The organism is Agreia sp. PsM10 (assembly GCF_030433855.1).
Lineage (GTDB): Bacteria > Actinomycetota > Actinomycetes > Actinomycetales > Microbacteriaceae > Agreia.
In genome coordinates this window covers 15,783-37,125 of the sequence record NZ_JARUXC010000019.1, presented here as the reverse complement: position 1 = coordinate 37,125, position 21,343 = coordinate 15,783, and the positions used below count along the sequence as shown (strand labels likewise).

At 67.9% G+C, this 21,343-nt stretch carries 19 protein-coding genes; 10 read left to right on the top strand and 9 right to left on the bottom strand.

Features of this window, described 5'->3' with window-relative positions:
* Positions 1-48 precede the first annotated feature (48 nt).
* The 3 genes from QCD70_RS17625 to pyrE form a co-directional block, all read right to left on the bottom strand.
* Entirely contained in the window at positions 49-954 is a 906-nt protein-coding gene (locus tag QCD70_RS17625) for an LPXTG cell wall anchor domain-containing protein (RefSeq protein WP_301218704.1), read from the bottom strand.
* Between the two features lie 318 nt (positions 955-1,272).
* Positions 1,273-1,914: a septum formation family protein gene (locus QCD70_RS17620; protein ID WP_301218703.1), complete on the bottom strand. Its 642-nt coding sequence runs from the start codon at positions 1,912-1,914 to the stop codon at positions 1,273-1,275.
* 3 nt (positions 1,915-1,917) lie between these two features.
* Positions 1,918-2,466 (bottom strand): orotate phosphoribosyltransferase, encoded by a 549-nt coding sequence (gene pyrE, locus QCD70_RS17615; RefSeq protein ID WP_044439696.1) that lies wholly within the window; start codon positions 2,464-2,466, stop codon positions 1,918-1,920.
* A gap of 45 nt (positions 2,467-2,511) precedes the next feature.
* Between pyrE and QCD70_RS17610 the strand changes: the two genes are divergently transcribed.
* Positions 2,512-3,348, top strand: a complete 837-nt coding sequence (locus tag QCD70_RS17610) for an exodeoxyribonuclease III (RefSeq protein WP_301218702.1) — start codon at positions 2,512-2,514, stop codon at positions 3,346-3,348.
* 38 nt (positions 3,349-3,386) lie between these two features.
* Here QCD70_RS17610 and QCD70_RS17605 read toward each other — a convergent pair whose 3' ends face one another.
* Entirely contained in the window at positions 3,387-4,319 is a 933-nt protein-coding gene (locus tag QCD70_RS17605) for a DMT family transporter (protein WP_301218701.1), read from the bottom strand.
* 249 nt (positions 4,320-4,568) lie between these two features.
* Here QCD70_RS17605 and QCD70_RS17600 point away from each other — a divergent pair, with 249 nt between their 5' ends.
* Positions 4,569-5,945 (top strand): HNH endonuclease signature motif containing protein, encoded by a 1,377-nt coding sequence (locus QCD70_RS17600; protein ID WP_301218700.1) that lies wholly within the window; start codon positions 4,569-4,571, stop codon positions 5,943-5,945.
* Between the two features lie 16 nt (positions 5,946-5,961).
* Here the strand turns inward: QCD70_RS17600 and QCD70_RS17595 are convergent, their stop codons facing one another.
* The gene (locus QCD70_RS17595; RefSeq protein ID WP_301218699.1) at positions 5,962-6,885 is read right to left on the bottom strand and encodes an AEC family transporter; all 924 of its coding nucleotides are present in this window, start codon (positions 6,883-6,885) and stop codon (positions 5,962-5,964) included.
* A gap of 9 nt (positions 6,886-6,894) precedes the next feature.
* Positions 6,895-9,033, bottom strand: coding sequence for an acyltransferase family protein (locus QCD70_RS17590; protein ID WP_301218698.1), 2,139 nt, complete (start codon positions 9,031-9,033; stop codon positions 6,895-6,897).
* 47 nt (positions 9,034-9,080) lie between these two features.
* Between QCD70_RS17590 and QCD70_RS17585 the strand changes: the two genes are divergently transcribed.
* From QCD70_RS17585 to QCD70_RS17575, 3 genes are all read left to right on the top strand, one after another.
* Positions 9,081-9,716, top strand: coding sequence for a hypothetical protein (locus QCD70_RS17585; RefSeq protein WP_301218697.1), 636 nt, complete (start codon positions 9,081-9,083; stop codon positions 9,714-9,716).
* Between the two features lie 42 nt (positions 9,717-9,758).
* Positions 9,759-10,346, top strand: coding sequence for an antibiotic biosynthesis monooxygenase (locus QCD70_RS17580; protein WP_367316745.1), 588 nt, complete (start codon positions 9,759-9,761; stop codon positions 10,344-10,346).
* 96 nt (positions 10,347-10,442) lie between these two features.
* The gene (locus tag QCD70_RS17575; protein ID WP_055926657.1) at positions 10,443-10,793 is read left to right on the top strand and encodes a hypothetical protein; all 351 of its coding nucleotides are present in this window, start codon (positions 10,443-10,445) and stop codon (positions 10,791-10,793) included.
* Positions 10,794-10,797: 4 nt separating this feature from the next.
* Here the strand turns inward: QCD70_RS17575 and QCD70_RS17570 are convergent, their stop codons facing one another.
* Positions 10,798-11,487, bottom strand: a complete 690-nt coding sequence (locus tag QCD70_RS17570; RefSeq protein WP_301218696.1) for a class I SAM-dependent methyltransferase — start codon at positions 11,485-11,487, stop codon at positions 10,798-10,800.
* A gap of 131 nt (positions 11,488-11,618) precedes the next feature.
* On the opposite strand from QCD70_RS17570, the gene QCD70_RS17565 reads away from it, so the two are divergent.
* Together QCD70_RS17565 and QCD70_RS17560 are read left to right on the top strand one after the other, a co-directional pair.
* Positions 11,619-12,593 (top strand): ATP-binding cassette domain-containing protein, encoded by a 975-nt coding sequence (locus QCD70_RS17565; protein WP_301218695.1) that lies wholly within the window; start codon positions 11,619-11,621, stop codon positions 12,591-12,593.
* Positions 12,590-13,411, top strand: a complete 822-nt coding sequence (locus QCD70_RS17560) for an ABC transporter permease (protein ID WP_301218694.1) — start codon at positions 12,590-12,592, stop codon at positions 13,409-13,411. The genes QCD70_RS17565 and QCD70_RS17560 overlap by 4 nt, the downstream gene beginning before the upstream one ends.
* 32 nt (positions 13,412-13,443) lie before the next feature.
* Here QCD70_RS17560 and QCD70_RS17555 read toward each other — a convergent pair whose 3' ends face one another.
* Complete coding sequence (locus QCD70_RS17555; protein ID WP_301218693.1) at positions 13,444-16,884, bottom strand: ATP-binding protein; 3,441 nt, start codon at positions 16,882-16,884, stop codon at positions 13,444-13,446.
* A 4-nt stretch (positions 16,885-16,888) separates the two neighbouring features.
* Positions 16,889-17,839 (bottom strand): DUF4190 domain-containing protein, encoded by a 951-nt coding sequence (locus tag QCD70_RS17550; RefSeq protein ID WP_301218692.1) that lies wholly within the window; start codon positions 17,837-17,839, stop codon positions 16,889-16,891.
* 174 nt (positions 17,840-18,013) lie between these two features.
* Here QCD70_RS17550 and QCD70_RS17545 point away from each other — a divergent pair, with 174 nt between their 5' ends.
* The 3 genes from QCD70_RS17545 (at position 18,014) to QCD70_RS17535 (ending at position 21,287) form a co-directional block, all read left to right on the top strand.
* A complete protein-coding gene (locus QCD70_RS17545) occupies positions 18,014-19,450 on the top strand; it encodes a DUF6421 family protein (RefSeq protein ID WP_301218691.1) in 1,437 nt (478 codons plus the stop codon).
* Between the two features lie 76 nt (positions 19,451-19,526).
* Entirely contained in the window at positions 19,527-20,252 is a 726-nt protein-coding gene (locus tag QCD70_RS17540; protein WP_301218690.1) for an SDR family oxidoreductase, read from the top strand.
* A gap of 216 nt (positions 20,253-20,468) precedes the next feature.
* On the top strand, positions 20,469-21,287 hold the full coding sequence (locus QCD70_RS17535) for a hypothetical protein (RefSeq protein WP_301218689.1): 819 nt from the start codon (positions 20,469-20,471) through the stop codon (positions 21,285-21,287).
* Positions 21,288-21,343 lie beyond the last annotated feature (56 nt).

Sequence of the window (21,343 nt, the reverse complement as noted above, 5' to 3'; positions counted from 1 at the left end):
GAATGTCTCGGCCCTTCGGGTGCCGATCAGATCGGCGGGTGATTCAGGTTACGCGTCGGCGTTCTGGCGACGACGGGCGACCACGAGGGCGGCACCGACGAGCAGCAGCAGAGCCGAGCCGCCGACGAGGATGCCGGCGTCGGAGGAACCGGTGTTGGCCAGCTGCGGAGCAGCGGCAACAGCTGCCGGCTCAACCGGAGCAACGGGAACCTCGCAGTTGCCGACGGTGATGAGACCGGCCGTCGCAGCGACGGTGGCGCTGCTGAAGGTGATCGTGTAGACGCCGTCGGGGATGTTGCCAGCGGAGGAGAACAGGCTCAGGGGCGCGGGTCCGACCGAACCGGTCTCGTCTGCAGTGATGGGCTCGTCGTCGCCGGGAACGACGTTTCCGGCCGCGTCAGTGACAACGTAGGTGACCTCTTCGCCCTGGCCGAAGCCGGTGGCGAAGACGGTGACTCCGGGATCGCGCACAGCGTCACCGCTGAGGCAGATCGGGTCGACGACGACGTTCTGTGCAGCGGGGACGAAGGCGGTGACAGCGATCGGGAGGAAGATGTCTTCGACCTCGGAACCCTCGGTCACGTTCTGGATGTACGCGAACGGGGTGTCGCCCACCTGGGGAAGGCGCGTGAAGTCGTTCTGCTCTTCGTTCCAGAAGAAGGTCACGGTGTACGTGCCGTCTGCGCCGACCTCGACGTCCTTGGAGTCGTTGACGAAGTAGTCGAACTCGCCCACGTTGTTGTCGGTGATGTCCACCACCAGGTCGTCGCCAGCGGTGCCGGTGCCGGAGACCGTCAGGCCACCCTCGGTGCCCCAGGTGTTTTCGACGACGGAGTTGGGCGTGACGATGTCGTTAGCGGCGGAAGCCGGCGCTGCGACGAGGAGCGATCCGCCGGCAACGAGAGCCGTTGCGACGAGGCCCGCGCCGAGGCGGGAAAGGATTGTGCGGGACATTGTTCTCCTGAAATAAGCGAGCGGGGGCATCGTTGACTTCGGGTGTCGACGAAAGGGGTGATGCTGCGAATATGCTGCGTCCCCGTCAGGCTATAGGCACTTTCCCAGAAAAGCCAAGGCCCCCAAGAGGGTCAGTCCGGCACCCCCTCCAAAAGGTTACAAATCCTCCGATTTCGGGGTTGTCTTAAAACAACTGGTCAACCGGAGGTTGTGAGCGCGGCCGACACGGGCGCGACGCCTCGGAACAGACCGAAAAGATTTTTGAGTTTGTTTCGCTGCCCACTAAAGCCAAGCGGGCACGAACTCGATGCGTGCCCGTCAGCCCGCCGCGACGACCTGAACGGAACCGGCGAGCGGTTCGCCCGACGACCTGCTGATGAAGCACGAGTAGTCGCGCTGTCCGTCGGCCCACTGCGCGTCCGAGACCGGATAGCTCGCCTGCCACTGAACGTCGGGATACGCGGCGGCCGCGGCGAAGTCGAGCACGGTCGGAGCCGTGCATGCCAGGTTGAGCTGCGATGTGATGGCGGCCTCGCCCGGATAGGCCGCGGCGGGGTCGGGGTTGAGCGACACGCGCGCGATCAGCTGGGCCGCGTGCGGCACGGCGCAGTCCACGACCGTGAACGTCTCGTCCCACGGCGACCCGAAGGGATCCAGGCACTCGCCTCCCCGGAGCTCGGTCCACGGGTGAACGCCGGCGGCCGCAGGCCCTGTCTCCGCGGCGGGCTCGGGTGTAGGGGTCGGAGTGGGTTCAGCGGTAGCGGTCGGTGTCGCCGACACCGTGGGGGTGGGTATCGGCGCCACGGCACCCGACTCGTCGAACCAGGGCAGGTGTCGGCCCAGCACGAAGAACAGCACCACGATGAACACCGCGGCGAGCGAGGCGACGACCGCGACCAGCCATCTCGGCGTCGCAGGCCGAGCGCCCGCGCCGCCCGGGGCATCCACCGGGTCTGTCACGCTCTACTCGAGACCGAGGTCAGCCAGGCCGATCGCGTAGTAGTAGGGGTAACCGGCCTTCTCGATGCGCTCGCGTGCGTCGGTGTTGCGGTCGACGACGACCGCAACGCCCACGACGATCGCTCCGACCTTCTCGAGCGCCTCGATGGCCTTGAGCGGGGAGCCGCCCGTGGTCGACGTGTCTTCGAGCACGATCACGCGCTTGCCCTCGAGCTCGGGGCCTTCGACCTGCTTGCCGCGGCCGTGGTCCTTCGGCTCTTTGCGCACGACGAAGGCGTCGTAGGCCAGGCCCTGGGCGGCGCCCTGGTGAAGAATCGCGGATGCCACGGGGTCGGCTCCCATGGTGAGGCCGCCGACCGCGAACACGTCGGGAATGTCCTTGATGACGTCGATCATGACCTGGCCGATGAGGGGCGCGACGCGGTGGTCGAGGCTCACCTTGCGCAGGTCGACGTAGTAGCTCGCCTTCTTGCCGCTCGTGAGCGTGAAGTCGCCGTGGAAGACGGCTTCGGCGGAGATGTAGTCGATGAGTTGCTGGCGCGCGTTCGTCACAGCCCCAGTTTAGGGGAGCCCGTTCGCGCCAATAAACTGGGCCCCATGCGCATTGCGACCTGGAACGTGAACTCCATCAGAGCCCGGGTCGACCGGGTCGCCGATTGGCTCGTGCGGGAGGACGTCGACGTTCTCGCCATGCAGGAGATCAAGTGCAAGGAGAACCAGTTCCCGTTCGAGCAGTTCACGGCCGCGGGCTACGAGGTCGAGCTGCACGGCCTGAGCCAGTGGAACGGCGTCGCCTTCGCATCGCGGCTGCCCATGACCGAGGTCACGAAGGACTTCGAGAACATGCCCGGCTTCGGCAAGGAGAACGACGACGGAACGCTGCCTCTCGAGGCACGCGCCCTCGGCGTGACGGTGAACGACGTCCGCCTCTGGAGCCTCTACGTTCCCAACGGCCGTGAGCTCGAGAACGCGCACTACGACTACAAGCTCCGTTGGCTCGCGGCCCTCGCTGCAGACACCCGCGCCTGGATCGCCGCCAACCCGCAGCAGCCGCTCGCACTCATGGGCGACTGGAACGTGGCTCCTCTCGACACCGACGTGTGGGACATCCAGGCGTTCGAGGGGTCGACCCACGTGTCGGCGCCCGAGCGCGCGGCGTTCAACGACTTCATGGATGCCGGGCTCACCGACGTGGTGCGCCCGCGCATCCCCACCGGCTACACCTACTGGGACTACAAGCAGCTGCGTTTTCCGCGCAACGAGGGCATGCGCATCGACTTCATCCTCGGATCGAAGCCATTCGCCGACGTGGTCTCGAACGCCCGCATCGACCGCAACGAGCGCAAGGGCGACGCGCCCAGCGACCATGTTCCGGTGTGGGTGGACATCGACGTCGACACAGAAGAAGACGAAGACCGCCCGATGTTCTGGTGAGTGCCCCCGACCGCTCCCTGAGCTTGTCGAAGGGCGGCCTACTTCTGGTCAGCCGGGCTATTCGGCGACGAACCGAGGTTCATTGCCGCCACGGCTGTGAGGATGAGGCCTATGCCGATGAGCGCCTTCATCGATAGGGATTCAGCAAGAAAGACGACAGCTAGAAGCGCGGCGGTGACCGGTTCGAGGAGTGTCGCGATCGACGCAGTGCTGGCGTGCGCCGTGCGGAGCCCTGAATACAACAGGAGCGAGGCTAGCGCCATCGTGACGACTCCCAGATACACAATCGACAGGATCGCGGTCGAATCCGTGGTGACGACTGGTCCCGAGAGAAGAGCAAGGGGCATCAAGCAGAGCGCGCCGATCGCTGTGCTCGCAGTGGCCATCGGCACCGGCGAGATACTCACGGCGACTCGCCGACTGAGAACGGTCGTTGCGGCGTAGAGGACGCCCGACGCGGATGCGAGAAGCAGACCCATGAACGGACTCCCGGCGTCGATGTGGTCGGCCTCGGCCGACAAACTGATGAGAGTCAGACCAGTTAGGGCGGCGGCGATCGAGAGAAGCTGCGCGGTTCGTGGCCTCGTGCGAGTTATCCATTTCTCCCAGACAGTGATCAGAACAGGCGCAAGACCCAGGCTGATGACGGTGGCTGCGCTCACACCGACCTGGGTGATGGCGGCGAACCACAGTGCCTGATAAGTTGCGACGCTGGCGCCGATGGCCGCGATCGACAGCGGCTGTCGCTTCAGCGCTCGACCGGTGGCTACCCCATTGCCCGTCAAGACGGCCATCACAGCGAGAGCCAGGGCTGCGATCACGAGTCGATATGCGCTGATCTGAACCGCGCCGAGGCCCGTGAGGTCGTGGACGATATCGAAGGCGATCGGGGCAGTACCCCACAGGATTCCTGCGGTGCAGACGTAGAGAACGCCTCGGGGCACCCCGCGGGCACGAAAAGAACTGGACATGACGGAACTCCTGAGCTGAGAGGGAACGACGAACGGGATCATCGAGAGCGCCAGAGCAGCACAAAGAGACCGGCCACGTGGGCCGGCAGCACCGCTCCGGTCAGGAGCGGGGAGGAGGAGGCAGAATCGCCCAACCGTGCATGAATCCGATCATAAAGCCCCGAGCATAGAATACATCTTCTAATTTAGAGTCGCATAGAGTAGAATTAAATGGTTGATTTGTTCTAAACTTTTCGAAAGGTAAGCCCCGTGATCGCCGAGCCCGACGCCCGCCTTGTGCAGTCGTTCCACGCGGCCATGGGTGACATCGACGAGCTGGCGAAGCAGATCGCATCGATGCAGGCCGAGTACGCCCATCTCGTGAATGTGGCTCGTGCTGCCGGACAGGCCGTCGATCCCGTCGACAGATCAGGGGGCGGGCCGCAGTGGTCATCAGACGTCGTCGCCAGACGAGAGTTCGTGACCGATCTCGCGACCGCACAACGGCTGAGTGAGCGCGCCGCGTATTCGTTGATGGAGACCAGCCAGCATCTCGAAGAGACGTTCGTACTCACGCATCGGGCGCTCTATGCCGGCGAGATCTCCCTGGCGCACGCGCAGACCATCACGCAGTTCGGCTCCTGCCTGCCCGAAGAGAAACAGCACGACTTCGAAATGCGCATGCTCCAGCTCGCCCGTACGACGCCCGTTCACATCCTCCGTAACAGAGCCAGCCGTGAGGCCAAGGCCGCCACGATGGAGGACGCCGTCGAGCGGCATCTGCGTGAGGCTGCGACCCGCACCACGTTCGTCGACAGCTCCGACGACCAGAACGGCCTCTCCGTCTTCGGCATTCGTCAGCCCGCAGTCGAGAATGAGGCGATCCAAGACCGTCTGCACCGCTTCGCGCTCGCGTTGAAAGCCGCCGGAGACCCCCGCACGATCGCGCAGTTGCACGCTGACGTCGCTTCCGATCTACTCCTGAATGGTCAGCTCTCCATGCCGGGAGCACCCGGCCATGCGATCCAAGCCCACGTCTACGTGACAGTCCCCGCGCTCAGCCTCCTGGGGTTCAGTGACGAAAGTGCGTCCCTCGAGGGGTACGGCCCTATCGACGCGCTCACTGCAACTCGACTGACAGCGAACGCGCCCTATTTCTCCCGCGTGCTGACAGACCCTGCGACCGGGGTGGCCCTCTCAGCGGGCATCACCCGGTACAAGCCCGATGCGAAGATGCGAGAGCTGGTCGACCTGATCAACGTCACCTGCCGATTCCCGGGTTGCACCCGCGTCGCCCGCGACTGCGACGGCGACCACAACGTTCCGTTTCCGCAGGGCGCGACCTCGGTCGCCAACCTCGTTCCCCAGTGCCCGAAGCATCACAAGGTGAAACACAAGACGACGTGGCAATTCGTGACGCAGTCGGACGGCGTGATCATCTCCGTCTCACCATCGGGCTATGCCAGGCAACACGAACCGACTCCCCTGGCGAGGCCTGCGCCACCACGATTCCGGTTCAGCCGAGATCCGGGCGGTCCCGATAGTCCCGACGCAGACGAGCCGCCGGCTCGCAACTGGTTCCGCGGTGCCGTCACCGACGGCATCCCCCGCACGCCGATCGGCATCGATGACGACCCGCCGTTCTAGAGAACGTCTATGCCTGCTACGGCGCAAGCAGCGCAGCCGCGATCACCAGCACGGGCACCGAGGCTACTGTCGTGATGAGCACCGTATCCCGGGCGATCACCACTCCCCGCTCGTAGCGCGACGCGAAGTTGAACACGTTCTGCGCCGTCGGCAGGGCCGCGAGCACCACGACGCCGAACAGGTGTACCGCATCGAGGTCAAAGACGAAACGTCCGAACAGGTAGGCCACGATCGGCATGACCACGCTCTTGAGCAGGGCCGAGGTCAGCACGTCGCGACGGCCGGTGCCGGGAGCGAGCGGGCGCTGCCCGGCGAGCGACATGCCGAAGGTCATGAGCACCAGCGGAATCGTGGCCGCACCGATGAGATCGAATGGCGCCATCACGGGCTCCGGCAACGTCACTCCGAAGACGCTCAGCAGCAGTCCCACCAGCGACGCGATGATCATCGGATTGCGCACGGGCTGGGTGAGAAACGATCCGATGGATGCCTTGCCGCGCGTCACCGTGTCGAGCACCGTGAGCGTGAGGGGCGCCATCACGATCAGCTGGAGCATCAGCAGCGGCGCCACGAACTGCGGATCTCCGAGCACGTAGATGGCCACAGGCAGGCCGATGTTGTTCGCGTTGGAGTACGACGCGGCGGCCGCACCTACGGTGGTCTCGGCGGCCGGTCGGCGGAAGAATATGCGCGACAGGGCAACGTAGAGACCGATCGAGATGGCGATCGTGATGACGGTGACCACCAGGAACGTCGAGAAGATCACGCTCACATCGGCCCGCGCCAGCACGGTGAACAGCAGGGCGGGGCTGGTCACGAAGAACGCGATGCGGTTCAACGGCTTCTGCGCGTCGACCTGCAGGATGTTGGTACGTCCGACGACGTAGCCGACCGCGATGACGAAGCCGATGATGGCGAAGCCGGTGAGCACCCCGGTCATACGCGCTGCCTAGCGGGTCAGCGATCGACCGAGGGCGGCGACGATGGCGCTCTCGATGAAGGGGGCGAGCGTGAAGGCGAAGGTGCGCGTCAGGTGATCCTGGTCGCGGTATACGTTGGCCCCGCCGATCACAGGGAAGCAGACGTCGGTGTCGCAGTAGGTGTCGGAGAAGTCCAGGAGGGTCACGTCGCCGCCACCCGTCGCGAGCTGCGCGGCCGCCGAGGCGAGGGGGTCGACCTCGCCCAGACCGTCCTGCCGGGTCTCGGTGCAGTCGGCCGCGTCGGAGATGCGCAGGCACTTGTTGGGGTCGGTCTCCCAGGACGGGTTGTCGACGAGGGTGACCACCGGCGTGCCCTGCTCGAGCTGCGGGGTCCAGGCCTCCATGAATCCCGCGGTCTCGTCTGCGGCGGCCGAGCCATCGGCATCCAGAGCGTGATCGGCGAGCGCGGCCGTGAAGATCGCATCGTAGGGGGCGACCGCCGCGAGTTCGGTGTCGAGCTTCGACCGCCAGTCGGCGCAGGAGGCCGCGAAGGCGTCGCCGCCCGCGATCGGGGTCGTACTCCAGGGGCAGGCGCCCTTGAGGTACGTGGTCAGGTGCCAGCCATTGGTCTCGGCGAGCTGGATGATCGGGTCGAGCAGCGCATACGCGTGGCTGTCGCCGATGACCGCGACCCGGGGCGCCGAATCCGATTCGGTGTCGCCGAACTCGCAGCTCGTCAGGGTGGAGTCGTTGAGCGTGACCAGGCAGTCGGGATGCTGCGGCCGGTCGGCGTTGCCGAACCCCGGGCTCGGAATGATCTGGCCTTCGAGCTCGGGGTTCGAGCAGGAATCGATCGGGCCGAGGCCGTCGGTGAGCCCGGATGCCGCGCCGAAGCAGTCGGGCATCGTCTCGAGGGTGCTGCGCAGCTCGGCGGCCGCCGCGTCGTACTTCGGCTGCTGCACGACGCTGGTCACGCCGACGACGAGGGTGACCAGGGCCATCGCGGCGAGCATCGACACGAAGGTGAACCGGGGCTTGCGACGGACGAGTGGCTTCCAGGCCCTGGTCGGGTCTTCGATGAACCTCTTGGTGAGCCACGCGATCACGAAGCAGAGCACGAAGAGCACGAGCCGGTTGATGGTCGAGAGTCCCCAGCCCGGAACGAACGGGGCGATGACGATGAGCGGCCAGTGCCACAGGTAGAGCGAGTACGAGATGTCGCCGATGAAGCTCACGGGGCGCACGCTCAGGACGCGACCGGCGTCGTACCAGTGCTCGCGGTGCGAGGCGAGGATGATCGCCATCGTTCCGACGACGGGCAGGATCGCCGCAGACCCCGGGAACGGCGTGGACTTGTCGTAGAAGTAGCCGCAGCCGAGCACGATCGCGATTCCGCCGTAGCCCAGCACATTCGACAGCCACGCCTTCGTGGGCCGCAGCCTCGGCAGCAGGGCGAGCACGGCGCCGGCGCCGAACTCCCACATGCGGGTGAAGGTCACGAAGTAGGCCTGGGCCGCGTTGGTCTGCGTGTAGACGATCGAGAACACGAGAGACAGGATGCTGACGGCCACGACGACAGCGAACAGCGCGTTCCAGCGCCTGCCCGACCAGAACCTCACCGCGAGCCACGACGCGCCGAGCAGCATCAGCGGCCAGATCAGGTAGAACTGCTCCTCGAGCGACAGCGACCAGTAGTGCTGCACGAGCGTGGCCTCGTTGGCGGCCGCGAGGTAGTCGACGGAGTTGGCCGCGAGCGCCCAGTTCTCGACGTAGAAGGTCGACGCGAGGATCTCGCGCAGGTTCTCGCCGAGACTCGATAGGGGCAGGATGAACAGGGTGGCCAGCGCCGAGAAGACGAGCACGGTGACGGCGGCGGGCAGCAGGCGTCGCACCCTCTTGGCGTAGAAGGCGGGCAGATTAATGCGGCCCCCTTGTGCTGAGCCTGTCGAAGCATCGAGTTCTCGGGCCAGCTGCCCCGTGATGAGAAAGCCCGAGATGACGAAGAAGACGTCGACGCCGATGTAGCCGCCCTGCAGGCGGCCCGGCCAGAAGTGGTAGACCACCACGAGCAGAACGGCGATGGCCCGCAGACCCTGCAGGTGGGGAAGGAAGTGCGCCGGGGTGCCCGCGGACGCGCGTGTGCGGGAGGGCGGCGGGCTCGTATGCATATCGCTGTCCATGCTAGCTGGCGGCGTCTGGGCGTTAAGGTTGCCTCATGCCTAAGACCGTGACCTGGGACTACATCGACGAGTCCAGCTTCAAAGCCGACGACCCCGAGAAGGCGCTCGCCGTCGCCGAGGAGTTCCTCGCGCTCGCCCGCGACCCCGAGACCTTCTACGACGACGACGTGACGCCCGCCGCCGTCTTCATCGCGGCATCCGAGAGCTTCTACGACGCCCTCCTGCCCCTGCGCGCCTACGAGGCCGCGCGCGAGGCCCAGGATGCGCCGGGCGACGCCGCTCCCGACAAGCGCGTCTACCTGATCGAGGGTCTGCTGCGCACCGGTCAGGAGGCGGAGGCGAACGAACTCGCCAAGGCCCTGCGCGCCGAGAAGCCCGAAGACCCGATGGTGTACTCGTTCCTGGGTGACAGCTACGACGCCGCGGGCGACGCGCACAACGCCGAGCGCTGGTTCGACATGGGCATCGAGATGGTGACGAAGGTCATCAACGATGCGGACGACCTCGATCGCGACGAGCTTGCGGATGCCATGGAGACGCGCGAACTGCTCATCCTCGGCCGTCACGCCGTGCGGCACGCGGCCGGTCACAAGCCGGACGACCTCGACGAGGAGGCCCTCGAGATCCTCGAGGAGTACGACGAGGTCGACGAGGACGACGACGAGAAGTAGCGCTTAATGCGGGCGTAACATCCGCGGCGGATACTGGGGAGCATGTCTCCAGAAGAGTCGGAGAACGCGTTCGGGCAGCCACAAGCATCGCCCTCCGTTCCCATCACCGTGTCCATCACCCGCACAGTCGATCCCGAGAAGATCCCCGACGTCACCCGCTGGGTGCAGGCGGGGGTGAACCTCGCGAACCGCTATCCGGGCTTCCTCGGGTCGGGCTGGGTGAGGCAGGGCGCCGACTCCGTGCACTGGCACATGCTCTACCGGTTCGCCGACGCGACGCTGCTCGAGGAGTGGGAGTCGTCGGACGACCGGCGCGCCTGGTTCGAGGGCGGTCGCGAACTCGTGCGCGAGTCGCGCGTCGAGAAGCGCACCGGCATCGAGGGCTGGTTCGACCAGCCCCAGGTGCTGCAGGCGACGGATGCCGACGGCCGGACCGCGGCCACGGTCGCGCCGCCGAGATGGAAGCAGGCCACGAGCATCTGGCTCGGGTTCTTCCCGGTGAACCTGGCGTTCACGCTGCTCGTCACGACACTCCTGCCGGGCTGGAACGACCTCGCCACGGCGCTCAAGGTGCTGCTGACGACCGTCGTTCTCACGCCGATCATGGCCTACTGGGTGCTGCCGGCGTGACTCGACTGCTGCGGCGCATCGGCTTTCTGTAGTCCCGCCGCAGTAGTTGTCACAAATCAATTTGTTTTGAGCCCCGCACAGGTGAATGATGTCAACGTGACCCACGATCTCATGACCCCCGAGAAGAACGTCCAGCGCATCATGTGGACGGGAACGATCTGGTTCGTCGCTGCCGTCGGGGCATCGGCGATCACTCTGGGACTGCTGCTGTCGAGCGGATGGCGCCCGGCGCTATTGGCGAAGGGTCTCGCGCTGCTGTGGTGGATCGGTGCGGGCCTCGTCGCCGTGAGCATCGGACTGATCGGCTGGTCGGGCTGCCCCATCCTCGAGGTCGACGTGCCGACCGCGGACCGCAACAAGACCCGCACCATGCAGCTGGGAACGATGCTCTTCATCGTGGGCGGCGCGGCCGCCATGCTCGCGGTACTCCTGGGACCGGCCGGCTGACGCGTCAGCCGCGGATCAGGCGGCAGAAGCGACGGCCGCCCGCCGTGAAGGCGCGGTCGACGTCGAATCCGGATGCGTGTGCGATGTCTCGCAGGCGGGTCAGGCCCACCTCGGCCCACGGGAAGACGGCGCTGCGGGCTCCGTCGGCGCCGACGAGGGCGGCCGTGTAGGAGTGGTCGCGATCGTCGTCCGCGTGGAGCTCGACGACGAGCCGCCCGGACGCCGCCAGCACCTCGTGGCATCGGGCCAGCAGGGCCGCGACGTCTCCCCCGATGCCGACGTTGCCGTCGAGGAGCAGCGCCGTGCGCCAGAGTCCCTCCGCCGGGACCCGGTCGAACACCGAACCGAGGGCAACGGCCAGACCGCCGTGGCGGGCCAGCGCGACGACCTCGGGCGAGACATCCAGGCCGAGGGCCACGAGACCGTACTCGCCCGCCGCCCGGACCATACGACCCGGCCCGCATCCGATGTCGAGAACGGGACCGCGGGCGTGCCGGAGCAGTGACCGGTCGACCTCGTCTGCCGCGGCACTCCACTTCGTGACATCCAGGTCGAGCAGGGCCGTCGAGCTCCTTCGCCCTGCTTCGCGCAGTTCGAGGCGCCCTGCGGCGCCATCCCGGAGCGCCCGGGCATAGGGCTCGTCTCCCCCGCGGCCGAACGTGGCGTCGGCGGGATTCTGCTGCAGGAGGCTCATGGACTGTATTCGTGCCCGCGCCCGGCACCGGATTGTCTTTCGTGGCGCGCGGGCGCCGACAGCACCACGACAGCGCCACGACAGCGGGCCCCTGAACGATGGAGACAACTTCAGCGAAAGGAAGTCCACCCATGGCAACCAGCTCCGACTGGGCCGTCGAGGCCACCGGCCTAGTCAAGATCTTCGGCGACAACCGCGCCGTCGACGGCGTCGACCTGCGCGTGCGGACCGGGAGCGTCTACGGCGTGCTCGGCCCGAACGGCGCCGGCAAGACCACCGTCATCCGCATGCTCGCAACCCTGCTGCGACCCGACGCCGGGCACGCCACCGTCTTCGGGCACGACGTGCAGCACGAGGCGCAAATCGTGCGCCAGCTCATCGGCGTGACCGGGCAGTACGCCTCGGTCGACGAGACCCTCAGCGCGACCGAGAACCTCATGCTCTTCAGCCGGCTCAACGGTCTCGGACGCGCCGAATCACGCGCCAAGGCCAACGAGCTGCTCGAGGAGTTCGGGCTGACCGCGGCCGCCAAGCGCCCGCTCAAGAACTTCTCCGGCGGCATGCGACGCCGCCTCGACCTCGCCGCGAGCCTGATCTCGCAGCCGCCCCTCATCTTCCTCGACGAGCCGACCACGGGCCTCGACCCCCGCACGCGCTCGCAGATGTGGGACACCATCCGGCGACTCGTGAGCACGGGATCGACCGTGCTGCTCACCACCCAGTACCTCGACGAGGCAGACCAGCTGGCCGACCGCATCGCCGTGATCGACACGGGCAGGGTCGTCGCCGAGGGAACCGCCGACGAGCTCAAGGCCTCGGTGGGAAAGTCGTCGCTGCAGCTGCGCCTGCTCGACCCCGCCGATCGAGACGACGCGGTGCGGGCCATCCGGTCGGTGCTCGGCGTCGACGTGACCCTGTCGCCCGAGGCCGCACGCATCACCGCCCCCATGCAGGACCCCGATCGCATCACCGACCTCCTCGTCGCGCTGCGCGAGCAGAACATCAGCCTCACCGAGCTCGCCGTGCAGAAGCCGACGCTCGACGAGGTCTTCCTCACCCTCACCGGACACGGCGTCGAGACCGAGAAAGAAGAAGTGAACGCATGACCACCATCACCTCGACCATCCAATCCGGCGTGAGCCGGGAGCTGCGCAACCACGTGAGCGTCGGCCAGACCGTGCGCAACTCGTTCTCGATGGCCTATCGCGGCCTGCTGAAGGTCAGACGCACCCCCGAACAGCTGATCGACGTCACGCTGCAGCCGATCATCTTCACCGTGATGTTCACCTTCATCTTCGGAGGGGCCATCGCCGGCGACGTGGCGAGCTACCTGCCGCTGCTCATCCCCGGCATCCTGGTGCAGACCGTGATCACGACCTCGGTCGTGACCGGCGTGCAGTTGCGCGAGGACATGGACAAGGGCGTGTTCGACCGCTTCAAGTCCTTGCCCATCGCCCGCATCGCCCCGCTCGCCGGTGCGCTGCTCGCCGATACCGTGCGCTACACCATCGCCACGACGATCACCTTCGTCGTGGGCTTCATCCTCGGCTACCGGCCCGAGGGCGGCCTCGGCTTCGTGGTGCTCGCCGGTCTGCTGGTGATCGTCTGCTCGTGGGCGCTGAGCTGGATCTTCGCGTTCTTCGGCGTGATCGCCCGCAGCGCCTCGAGCGTGCAGGGCATCTCGTTCCTGGTGCTCTTCCCGCTCACTTTCCTGTCGAACGCGTTCGTTCCGAGCGACACCATGCCGGGGTGGCTCCAGGCGTTCGTGAACGTCAACCCGGTGTCGCACCTCGTGTCGGCGGTGCGCGACCTCGCGAACGTCGGCACGATCGGCGGCGACTTCTGGCTCGCGCTCCTCGGAGCCGCGGTCGTCGTGGCGATCTTCGCCCCGCTCTTCGTGCGCGCCTACATGCGCAAGGCGTAGCAGGGCATCTGGCGCAGGGCGCCCTGCCATGGCTACGAACGCAGGGCGGGAGACGACAGCAGCTCGGAGATGCGCGCCACGCGCTCGTCGCGAGTCAGACGGCCGGATGCCTCGAGCATCCGGCCGTACTCGTCGTGCCCGACGGCCGCGCTCACGTGCGCGACGTGCTGCTCGATGCGCATGCTCGGGCTGTCCTGCCGCGGCGAGATGCCGGATGCGAGGGCGAGCAGCTCGGCCGCCAGCTCGGGCTCGTCGCGGGCGTCGAGGGCCCAGCGGGCCATGGCCACGGTCGCCGTTCCGAGCACGGGCCTGTCGAACTGGATGCTCCGCCTCCGGAACTCGACGAGCAGCCGGATGCGCAGGTCGCGCCCGTGGTCGCGCAGCATCCGGGCATCGGCAGCGGCGGGGGCAGCCGCGTCGGCGGCCGTGTCCGCGGCCGCGTCCGCAGCCGTGTCCGCAGCCGTGTCGGCAAGCGTGTCGGTGTCGGCCGCGGCCTGGCACTCCGTGGCGACCAGGATGGCGAGGGCGATGATCGCCTCGGGGCGCAGGCGCTGAGCCGACGAGCGCGAGAGGTCGACGCTCGCGCAATACCCCTCGATGCCGAGCGCACGATGACGAGCTGCTGCGGCGTGGTCTCCGGCCCGCGCGGCCGTCGCGGCCCGGGCGAGTTCGATCTCCGCGAGGCCCGCCTGCCCGTTCAGCGCGAGCATGCCGTCGTCGAGGCCGCCTTTGACCGCGATCACCTCGCGGAGCAGGCCCTCGGCCTCGTCGAGCTCGCCGAGGCCGATCCGGGCGATGGCGATCGCCCACGTCAGCTGGTGCAGATCGCTGAGGGCGCCCATGTCGCGCAGACCCTCGCTCGCGATCGGCGCCCAGTCGAGAACGCCCTGCCAGTCGCCGGCCTCGCTGCTGAAGAGCACGAGCATCTGGGCGCTCATGGTCGAGCCCCACTCGTCGCCGACCTGCTCGGCCAGCTCGCGGGCGCGCAGCGCGAAGACGCGCGCACCCTCGACGTCGCCCCCGTTCTCGGCGAGCTGGGCGCCCATCACGTTGCCGAGGATCGCGGTGCGCGCATCCGGGTGCGCCTGGGTCGCCTCCACGGCGGAGTACGCGGCCGACAGGTCGTCGATCGACAGCACCAGGCGCGCCATCGCCTGCAGCTGCGGATACTCCACCTCGACGCGGTCGACGAGTCGCCGCAGCAGCACGATCGCCCGAACGGTCGTGCTGAACTGGAACAGGCCGAAGGTCGCCGCGGTGATCACCAGCGCGAGCACGGCGAGCTGCGCCAGGGCAGCAACCGGCCGGTAGCCGCCGAGCATCGCCATCACCGGGGCGCCGAAGGCGAGCACCTCGGAGTGGGCGCCTCGCAGAGTCCACAGATAGGCGAGCGCGGCGTACACGCCGACGGCGGCATCCTGTTCTCCGTCGGCGATGGCACGCCGGAGCACGGCGACGAGGTTGTCCTGCTCGATGCTGGCTGGGCTGTCCCTGAGCAATGCGCCCTGCCCCGATCCGAACCAGAGTTCCGCGGAGTCGAGGGCCAGGCCGATCGCCCACTGGCGTTCGTGCTGCGCCAGCTCCTTCTCGTCGACGATCGACCCGACACCTCGGTTCCCGAACTCCCTGACCGTCTCGAGCATGCGGTAACGGGTGCCCTGCGCCGTGTCGGTGACGACGACCAGCGACTGCAGCACGAGGCCGTCGAGCGCATCGGCCGCCGTGCCCTCCCGCCCGGCCGCGCGCATCATCGTCTCCGCCGTGCGGAGCGAGAACCCGTCGGCGAACCGCGACAGGCGCACCAGGAGCTGCTGCTCGTCGTCGCGCAGCAGGTTCCAGCTCCACTCGATCACCGCGAGCAGCGTGCGGTGGCGCTCCGGAGCCGACCGGTCGCCCGAGGTGAGCAGGGCGAACCTGTCGACGAGCCGGGCCTCGACCTCCTCGACCGAGAACGACCGAACGCGGGCCGCCGCGAGTTCGATGGCGAGGGGGAGACCGTCGAGCCGGCTGCAGAGCCGCTCGACGACTGCCGGGGGCAGACGAACGGATGGCCGGGCCGCGCGGGCGCGATCGACGAAGAGCGTGACCGCAGCCGCCGGGGAAGCGTCTCGACTGGTCGACGGCAGCGGTTGCAGGGAGTAGACCTGCTCTGCGGCGATGGACAGGGGCGAACGGCTGGTGCAGAGGATCGTCAGCTCTCGAGAGGCGGCGACGAGGTCGGCGGCCCAGATCGCGGCGGCGTCGATGACGTGCTCGCAATTGTCGAGCACGAGGAGGGTCGACTGCGCGCCGTGTGCGGGCTGGCCGACGAGGGCGTCGAGAATGCGTCGACGCACGTCGGGAACCACGATCGGGTCGCCGATGCGGCGCGCGGACTGCACCTCGCGGATTCCCAGCGTCGACGCGATGAGCAGCCCGACGTCGTCTCCCGACGCGATGCTTGCAAGCTCGACCACCGCGACCGACGAGCCCGCCTCGACGGCGCGCGCCGCGACATCCTGCGCCAGCCGCGTCTTGCCGAGGCCGCCCGAACCCAGAAGCGTGACGAGCCGGTGACGGCCGAGCAGATCGAGCACACGACGCGCGTCGTCGTCTCGCCCGACCATCTCGTTCGGCGCCTCGCGCAGGCCGATGCCGAACGCCGGCCGGAGCATCCGGGCCTGCTGCCCCTGGGGTGCGCTCGGGTCGATGTGACTGTTCGACGCCCTGAGGATCGCCGCGTTGGCCTCGACGAGGGCCGGCGACGGGTCTGTCCCCAGTCGCTCTGCCAGCAGCTCGCGGTGCTCGGCGAACCGCTGAAGCGCCGACGCGAAACGCCCCGCGTCGACGGCCGCGTTCATCGCCTCGAGCTGGGCCTTCTCGTCGAGGGGATTCGCCTGGGCGAGCTCGTCGAAGGCGGCCGAGGCATCGTCGGCCAGCCCGAGCGCCGCGAGGGCCCGCGCCCGGATGCGACGGAGCGCACCGCGGGCGCGCTCCGCCCGGTGGACGAGGGCGCCGGCCACGGGCGCTGTCGGAGGCAGGTCTGCCGCCGGCTCGCCCCGCCAGAGCGCGAGCGCCGTCTCAGCGTCGGCGAGATCTGCCTCCGGGGCGTGCGGGGTCGCGAGGCCCGCGAGAACGGACTCCGCGACCAGCAGGTCGATCGACGGCCCGCCCAGCGCGAGTCGGTAGCCCGCCGCCGACGATTCGATGATCGGCGAGGGCTCCAGGGCCCGGATGCGAGAGACCAGCGTCTGCAGGGAGGCTCGGGGATTCTGCGGCGGCTCGTCGCCCCACACATCGTCGACCAGGCCGTCGATGGAGCGCGGCCGGCCGTCGGCGAGCACCAGCGATGCCAGCACGGCGCGACCGAGAGAACCGCGAACGGCGATGGGCTCACCGGCCGCCTTCAGGAGCTGGATCGGGCCCAGAAGAGCGAGGCCAAGCGGGGCGGCGTTGCCGCCGGGTGCCCTGCCCTCCGAGGCCACCCACTCCACTGAATTAGAAGACAGTGATGGCAGCCTTCGTCGTGACGGTGTCGTAGACCGACTCGAGGTCGCCGCCCGACTTGCAGGTGACATCCACGTAGAGTCCGCTGCCGAGTTCTCCGAACGCGCGACCGGCCAGCTTCCAGTTCGAGCCGTCGGAATCGGTGCCCTGCATCAGCAGCGTGTCGACGAGTCCCGCATCCTCGAAGTTGTACGAGATCGTGCTGTCTGTGGCCTGACCCGAGATCGTCGAGTCCTCGGTGTCGAGCACGACCGCCAGGAAACTCGTGGTCGTCGCACGGTCGTCACCCGACGTGACCGGAACCTGGTCGCCGAGACCGCCCTGGTGGAACGACACGGTGCACAGGCCGGAGGGGTCGAGGTAGGACCAGTTGCCGTTTCCGTCGTCGGGGCTGGCCACGGTCCACTCGGAGTCGATGATGAACGGGTCGGCGAACTGCGCGACCGTGTTCGCGTCGAGGTCGTTGCCCGCCTCGAACGTGAGGTCTCCGCCGAGGGAGTCGGGTGCGGACGTCGAGGTGAAGGGATCGGACGTGTAGCTGTAGTCGTCGGGGTCGTAGTTGCTGGCGATGGTCGCGAAGAGGCCGATGCCCGCGATGGCCATGACGACCAGGGTGATGATCGAGATGATGCCGCCGACGATACCGACGTAGCCGATGACCAGACCAGCGATGGCGAGGCCCCGCCCCTTCTCCGCCGTGCGCTTGATCTGTCCGAGCGCCATGTGCCCGGTGATGACCGCGACGAGCGAGATGAAGAAGGCCGAGACGAACGAGACGATCGCGAGCACGTTGTAGCGGGGTTCCTGCACGGGCGAGTAGCTGCCGCCGGGCTGGGCGCCGTAGGGAGGCGTCGAGTTGCCGTACCCGTCGCCGGGCGGAACCGGCGCCCCGTATCCGGGAACGGGCGGAACGGAGGGCGGGGTGGGCGGCGTCTGGCTCATGCGGTTCATCCTAAACGGCGACGTGCGCGGCGTGCATGATTCGTGCACCGCTCGCGGCCTCTGCCGCAGCAAATCGATGCTCCGGGCACGAAACCACGGCCCGATCGCCCGTAGCCTCGAAGCACGGCGCATGCCGCGCCCCACGAGCACTGTCCTTTGGATCGGAGGTTCCCCATGCCCACCACAACGACCACCCAGTACGTCGTTCCCGCGATCGGCGATGAACCCGAGGTCGTCGAGGACGCATCGCTGGCCAAGACCTCCGCCGCCTGGACCGGCCTCAAGGCCGCCGCCATCGAGCTGCAGGCGCTGCAGATCAAAGACGGCTCCGTGCCCGATGCGGCAGACCACGAACGGGCGGCCGACCTCGTGGCCGTGATCTCGGCATCCATCGCGGCCCTCTCGCCGGCGTTCCCCCACGACGCCGCGTATCACGACGCCCTCCGCGCCGACTTCGCCCGCTGGGCGGCCGAGGGCTTCGGCGTTCCCGACTTCCTCGACTCGCTCGTGCTGTTCCACCCCGAGAAGCACCGGGAGAACGGCATCCGGCACCTCGTCGTGTTTCCGATGACGACCCAGAACGGCTCGTCGTCGCGACTCGTCGAGGCCGTGCTGATCGAGGTGATCTGGCCGGAGTTCGTCGCCGAGCTCGAGGCGGGCGACTACTCGAACGCGCTCTTCGTGCCCATCCGCTTCGTCGACTTCACGCCCGGCTACGACACCAACTCCGCCGTCCTGTTCCCCGAGACCGTCGCCACCCGCAGCATCCCGACGTTCACCTGGGGCGCCATCTTCGCCGACAGGGAGGCGGCCCGATTCCGCACCGTCGTGCGCGCGGCGGCCGACACGACCGGCCTCGAGCTTCCCGACGACGCCGCCCGGCTGCTGACCGACCAGGCCCTCACCGAGCGCACCTTCGTGATGTGGGATCTCATCCACGACCGCACCCATATGCGCGGCGATCTGCCGTTCGACCCGTTCATGATCAAGCAGCGCATGCCGTTCTTCCTCTACTCGCTCGAGGAGCTGCGCTGCGACCTCACCGCGTTCCGCGAGTCGGTGCGCATCCAGCGTCGTCTCGAGGCGCTCGGCGAGACCGAGCTGTCGGATGCCGATGCGCACCTCCTCGAGCACGCCCGGCTCGTGCAGTACGCGGTGCTGTTCGACCGCATCTTCCGCTTCGCGCTCACGGGTTCGCGCGTGCGCAACTACGACGGACTCGGCGGCCAGCTGCTGTTCGCGTGGCTGCACCAGCACCACGTGCTGCACTGGACCGACACGAAGCTCACCATCGACTGGCCCGAGGTCGCCGACAGTGTGCTCGCGCTCGGCAAGAAGATCGACGAGTTGTACTGGCGCTCGATCGACCGCCCGAAGGTGGCGCACTGGCTGGCCGCCTACGAGCTGGTCACCGAGACGGTCACGCCGAACCCGGCATCCGTCTGGGCCCGCGGCCCGCAGGCCCTGCCCCTCGACGGCCCGCCCCGCGCCTTGACCGACGCGATCCTCGACGACGAGTTCCCCCTCTCGATGTTCTACGAGGCGCTCGCCAAGAAGATCGGCGACGTCATCCTGTCGACAGAGGGCATCACGGGAACGTCGCGCGGCTAGGAGTCCCCTCTGCGGGCAGTATGTGCCGGTGCGCCGGGGCATACTGTCCGCAGGTATACCTACAGAAGGGTCGGTCATGAGCGTCGATGGTCGGGTTGTCGCTGTTGCCGGGGCTACAAGCTCTTCCGGCGTCGCCACTGCGCGGGCGCTCGTCAGCGCGGGGGCTCGAGTCGTCGCGGTCGGATCGAATGTCGAGAGGCTCAGCGCGTTCGAGCGAAGCGTGCCCGGCGCGTCGACGCGGGTGTGCGACCTGTCGAAGCTGGCCGCGGTCGACGAGCTCGCCTCATCGGTGACACAGGAGTTCGGAGCCGTCGACGGACTCATCCACCTCGTGGGCGGATGGCGCGGAGCAGCGGGCATCACCGCGCAGAGCGATGACGACTGGGTGGCCATGGATGCGGGGTTCACCACCCTGCGCAACACCTCGCGAGCCTTCTTCGACGCGCTCGTCAGCAGCGAGGCCGGCCGGCTGGCGATCGTGTCGTCGACCTCCGTCGAGCGTCCGACGGCCGGAGGCGCCAGCTATACGGCGGCAAAGGCCGCCGCCGAGAGCTGGGTGCGCTCGGTCGCCGACGGGTTCCGCCGAGCGCAGTCGGGCTCCACGACATCGCCCCGGGCCCAGCGCGCCGCCGCCGTGCGCTTCGCGATCACAGCGTTCGTCGATGACGACATGCGCCGCGACAACCCCGAGAAGTCGTACTCCGGCTTCACCGATGTGGATGCGCTCGGCCAGGCCGTGGTCGGCCTCTGGCAGGGTGTGGCGGCCGAGCTCAATGACGCGAGGATCTCGCTCATTCCCTGATTCCGGCAATTGCTACGACTTGTACCAATTTTTCCTCACTTTTATCTATGTCTTGACTGATATTTGCTCATAAAAAAGTGAGTTTCACTCTTTTCACAGCTTCGCTCCGAATCCTTGGGGTTCGCCCTGCTCCCCCCGTCCGGGGGACGTAGCGGCGAATACTCCTGGTCGGACAGTCCGACGGGATGAAACCGAAGGAAATCCATACACGTGAACATGAGAATTACTCGTCTTATAGCCGGCTTCGCCCTCGTGTCGCTGGGCGGCACGGGAATCGCCCTCGCATCGGCCACGGCGGCGAGCGCCCACACACCGGAGGTCGAAGCGACCTGCGAGACGCTGACCGTCGCACTCGTGAACTACTCGACAGGCAACGACAACGCGAAGCCGAACTCCATCACCGTGTCCATCGACGATGAGACCGTCGAGGAGTCGGCGTTCGGCGCCGGGTTCACCGGCAGCTATGACTTCACCGACAAGGCAGTGGCACATCACTACGACGTGGTGATCGACTCCGTCGACAACGCCTACGACCGCACCTTCTCCGGCGACAGTGTTCCCTGCCTGCCTCCGACACCGCCGGTCGTGCCTGCCGACGCGAAGGCCGAACTCAGCACGACACCCGCCGCCTGCGGCGTGGCCGGCACCCTGGTGCTCGGCGATGTTCGGAACGCCGAATGGGGAACGCCGACCGCGACGACGGGTCCGGCGGACTACTCCGTGACGGCGACGGCGACGGCGGGGCACACCTTCCCGGATGGCAAGACGACCATGACCCTCACCGGCACCCTCGAGGGAGCGCTCGACACCGCGGTCGCCCCCTGCGCGACCACGCCGCCGACGACTCCGCCCGCGGTCACTCCCCCGGCGTCGACTCCCCCGGTCTCCGCCCAGGCCGTTCCGGTGTCCTCGAACGGCCAGCTGGCCGAGACCGGCGTCGACGCCTCCTCCGCGGCTGGGCTGGCCGGAGGCCTCGCGGCCCTTGGCGCTCTCGCGCTGGGGCTTGTGCGCCTGCGTTCGCGTCTGCGCGCCTAGCGGTCACGAGCGCGTCGGGTGAAGCCCTGTCGGTTTCACCCGGCGCGCTCCTAGGC

Coding starts and splice junctions, on each gene's coding strand:
- QCD70_RS17625 (WP_301218704.1), bottom strand. CDS start 954: ATGTCCCGCACAATCCTTTCCCGCCTCGGCGCGGGCCTCGTCGCAACG.
- QCD70_RS17610 (WP_301218702.1), top strand. CDS start 2,512: ATGCGCATTGCGACCTGGAACGTGAACTCCATCAGAGCCCGGGTCGAC.
- QCD70_RS17605 (WP_301218701.1), bottom strand. CDS start 4,319: ATGTCCAGTTCTTTTCGTGCCCGCGGGGTGCCCCGAGGCGTTCTCTAC.
- QCD70_RS17595 (WP_301218699.1), bottom strand. CDS start 6,885: ATGACCGGGGTGCTCACCGGCTTCGCCATCATCGGCTTCGTCATCGCG.
- QCD70_RS17590 (WP_301218698.1), bottom strand. CDS start 9,033: ATGCATACGAGCCCGCCGCCCTCCCGCACACGCGCGTCCGCGGGCACC.
- QCD70_RS17585 (WP_301218697.1), top strand. CDS start 9,081: ATGCCTAAGACCGTGACCTGGGACTACATCGACGAGTCCAGCTTCAAA.
- QCD70_RS17580 (WP_367316745.1), top strand. CDS start 9,759: ATGTCTCCAGAAGAGTCGGAGAACGCGTTCGGGCAGCCACAAGCATCG.
- QCD70_RS17570 (WP_301218696.1), bottom strand. CDS start 11,487: ATGAGCCTCCTGCAGCAGAATCCCGCCGACGCCACGTTCGGCCGCGGG.
- QCD70_RS17565 (WP_301218695.1), top strand. CDS start 11,619: ATGGCAACCAGCTCCGACTGGGCCGTCGAGGCCACCGGCCTAGTCAAG.
- QCD70_RS17560 (WP_301218694.1), top strand. CDS start 12,590: ATGACCACCATCACCTCGACCATCCAATCCGGCGTGAGCCGGGAGCTG.
- QCD70_RS17550 (WP_301218692.1), bottom strand. CDS start 17,839: ATGAGCCAGACGCCGCCCACCCCGCCCTCCGTTCCGCCCGTTCCCGGA.
- QCD70_RS17545 (WP_301218691.1), top strand. CDS start 18,014: ATGCCCACCACAACGACCACCCAGTACGTCGTTCCCGCGATCGGCGAT.
- QCD70_RS17540 (WP_301218690.1), top strand. CDS start 19,527: ATGAGCGTCGATGGTCGGGTTGTCGCTGTTGCCGGGGCTACAAGCTCT.
- QCD70_RS17535 (WP_301218689.1), top strand. CDS start 20,469: ATGAGAATTACTCGTCTTATAGCCGGCTTCGCCCTCGTGTCGCTGGGC.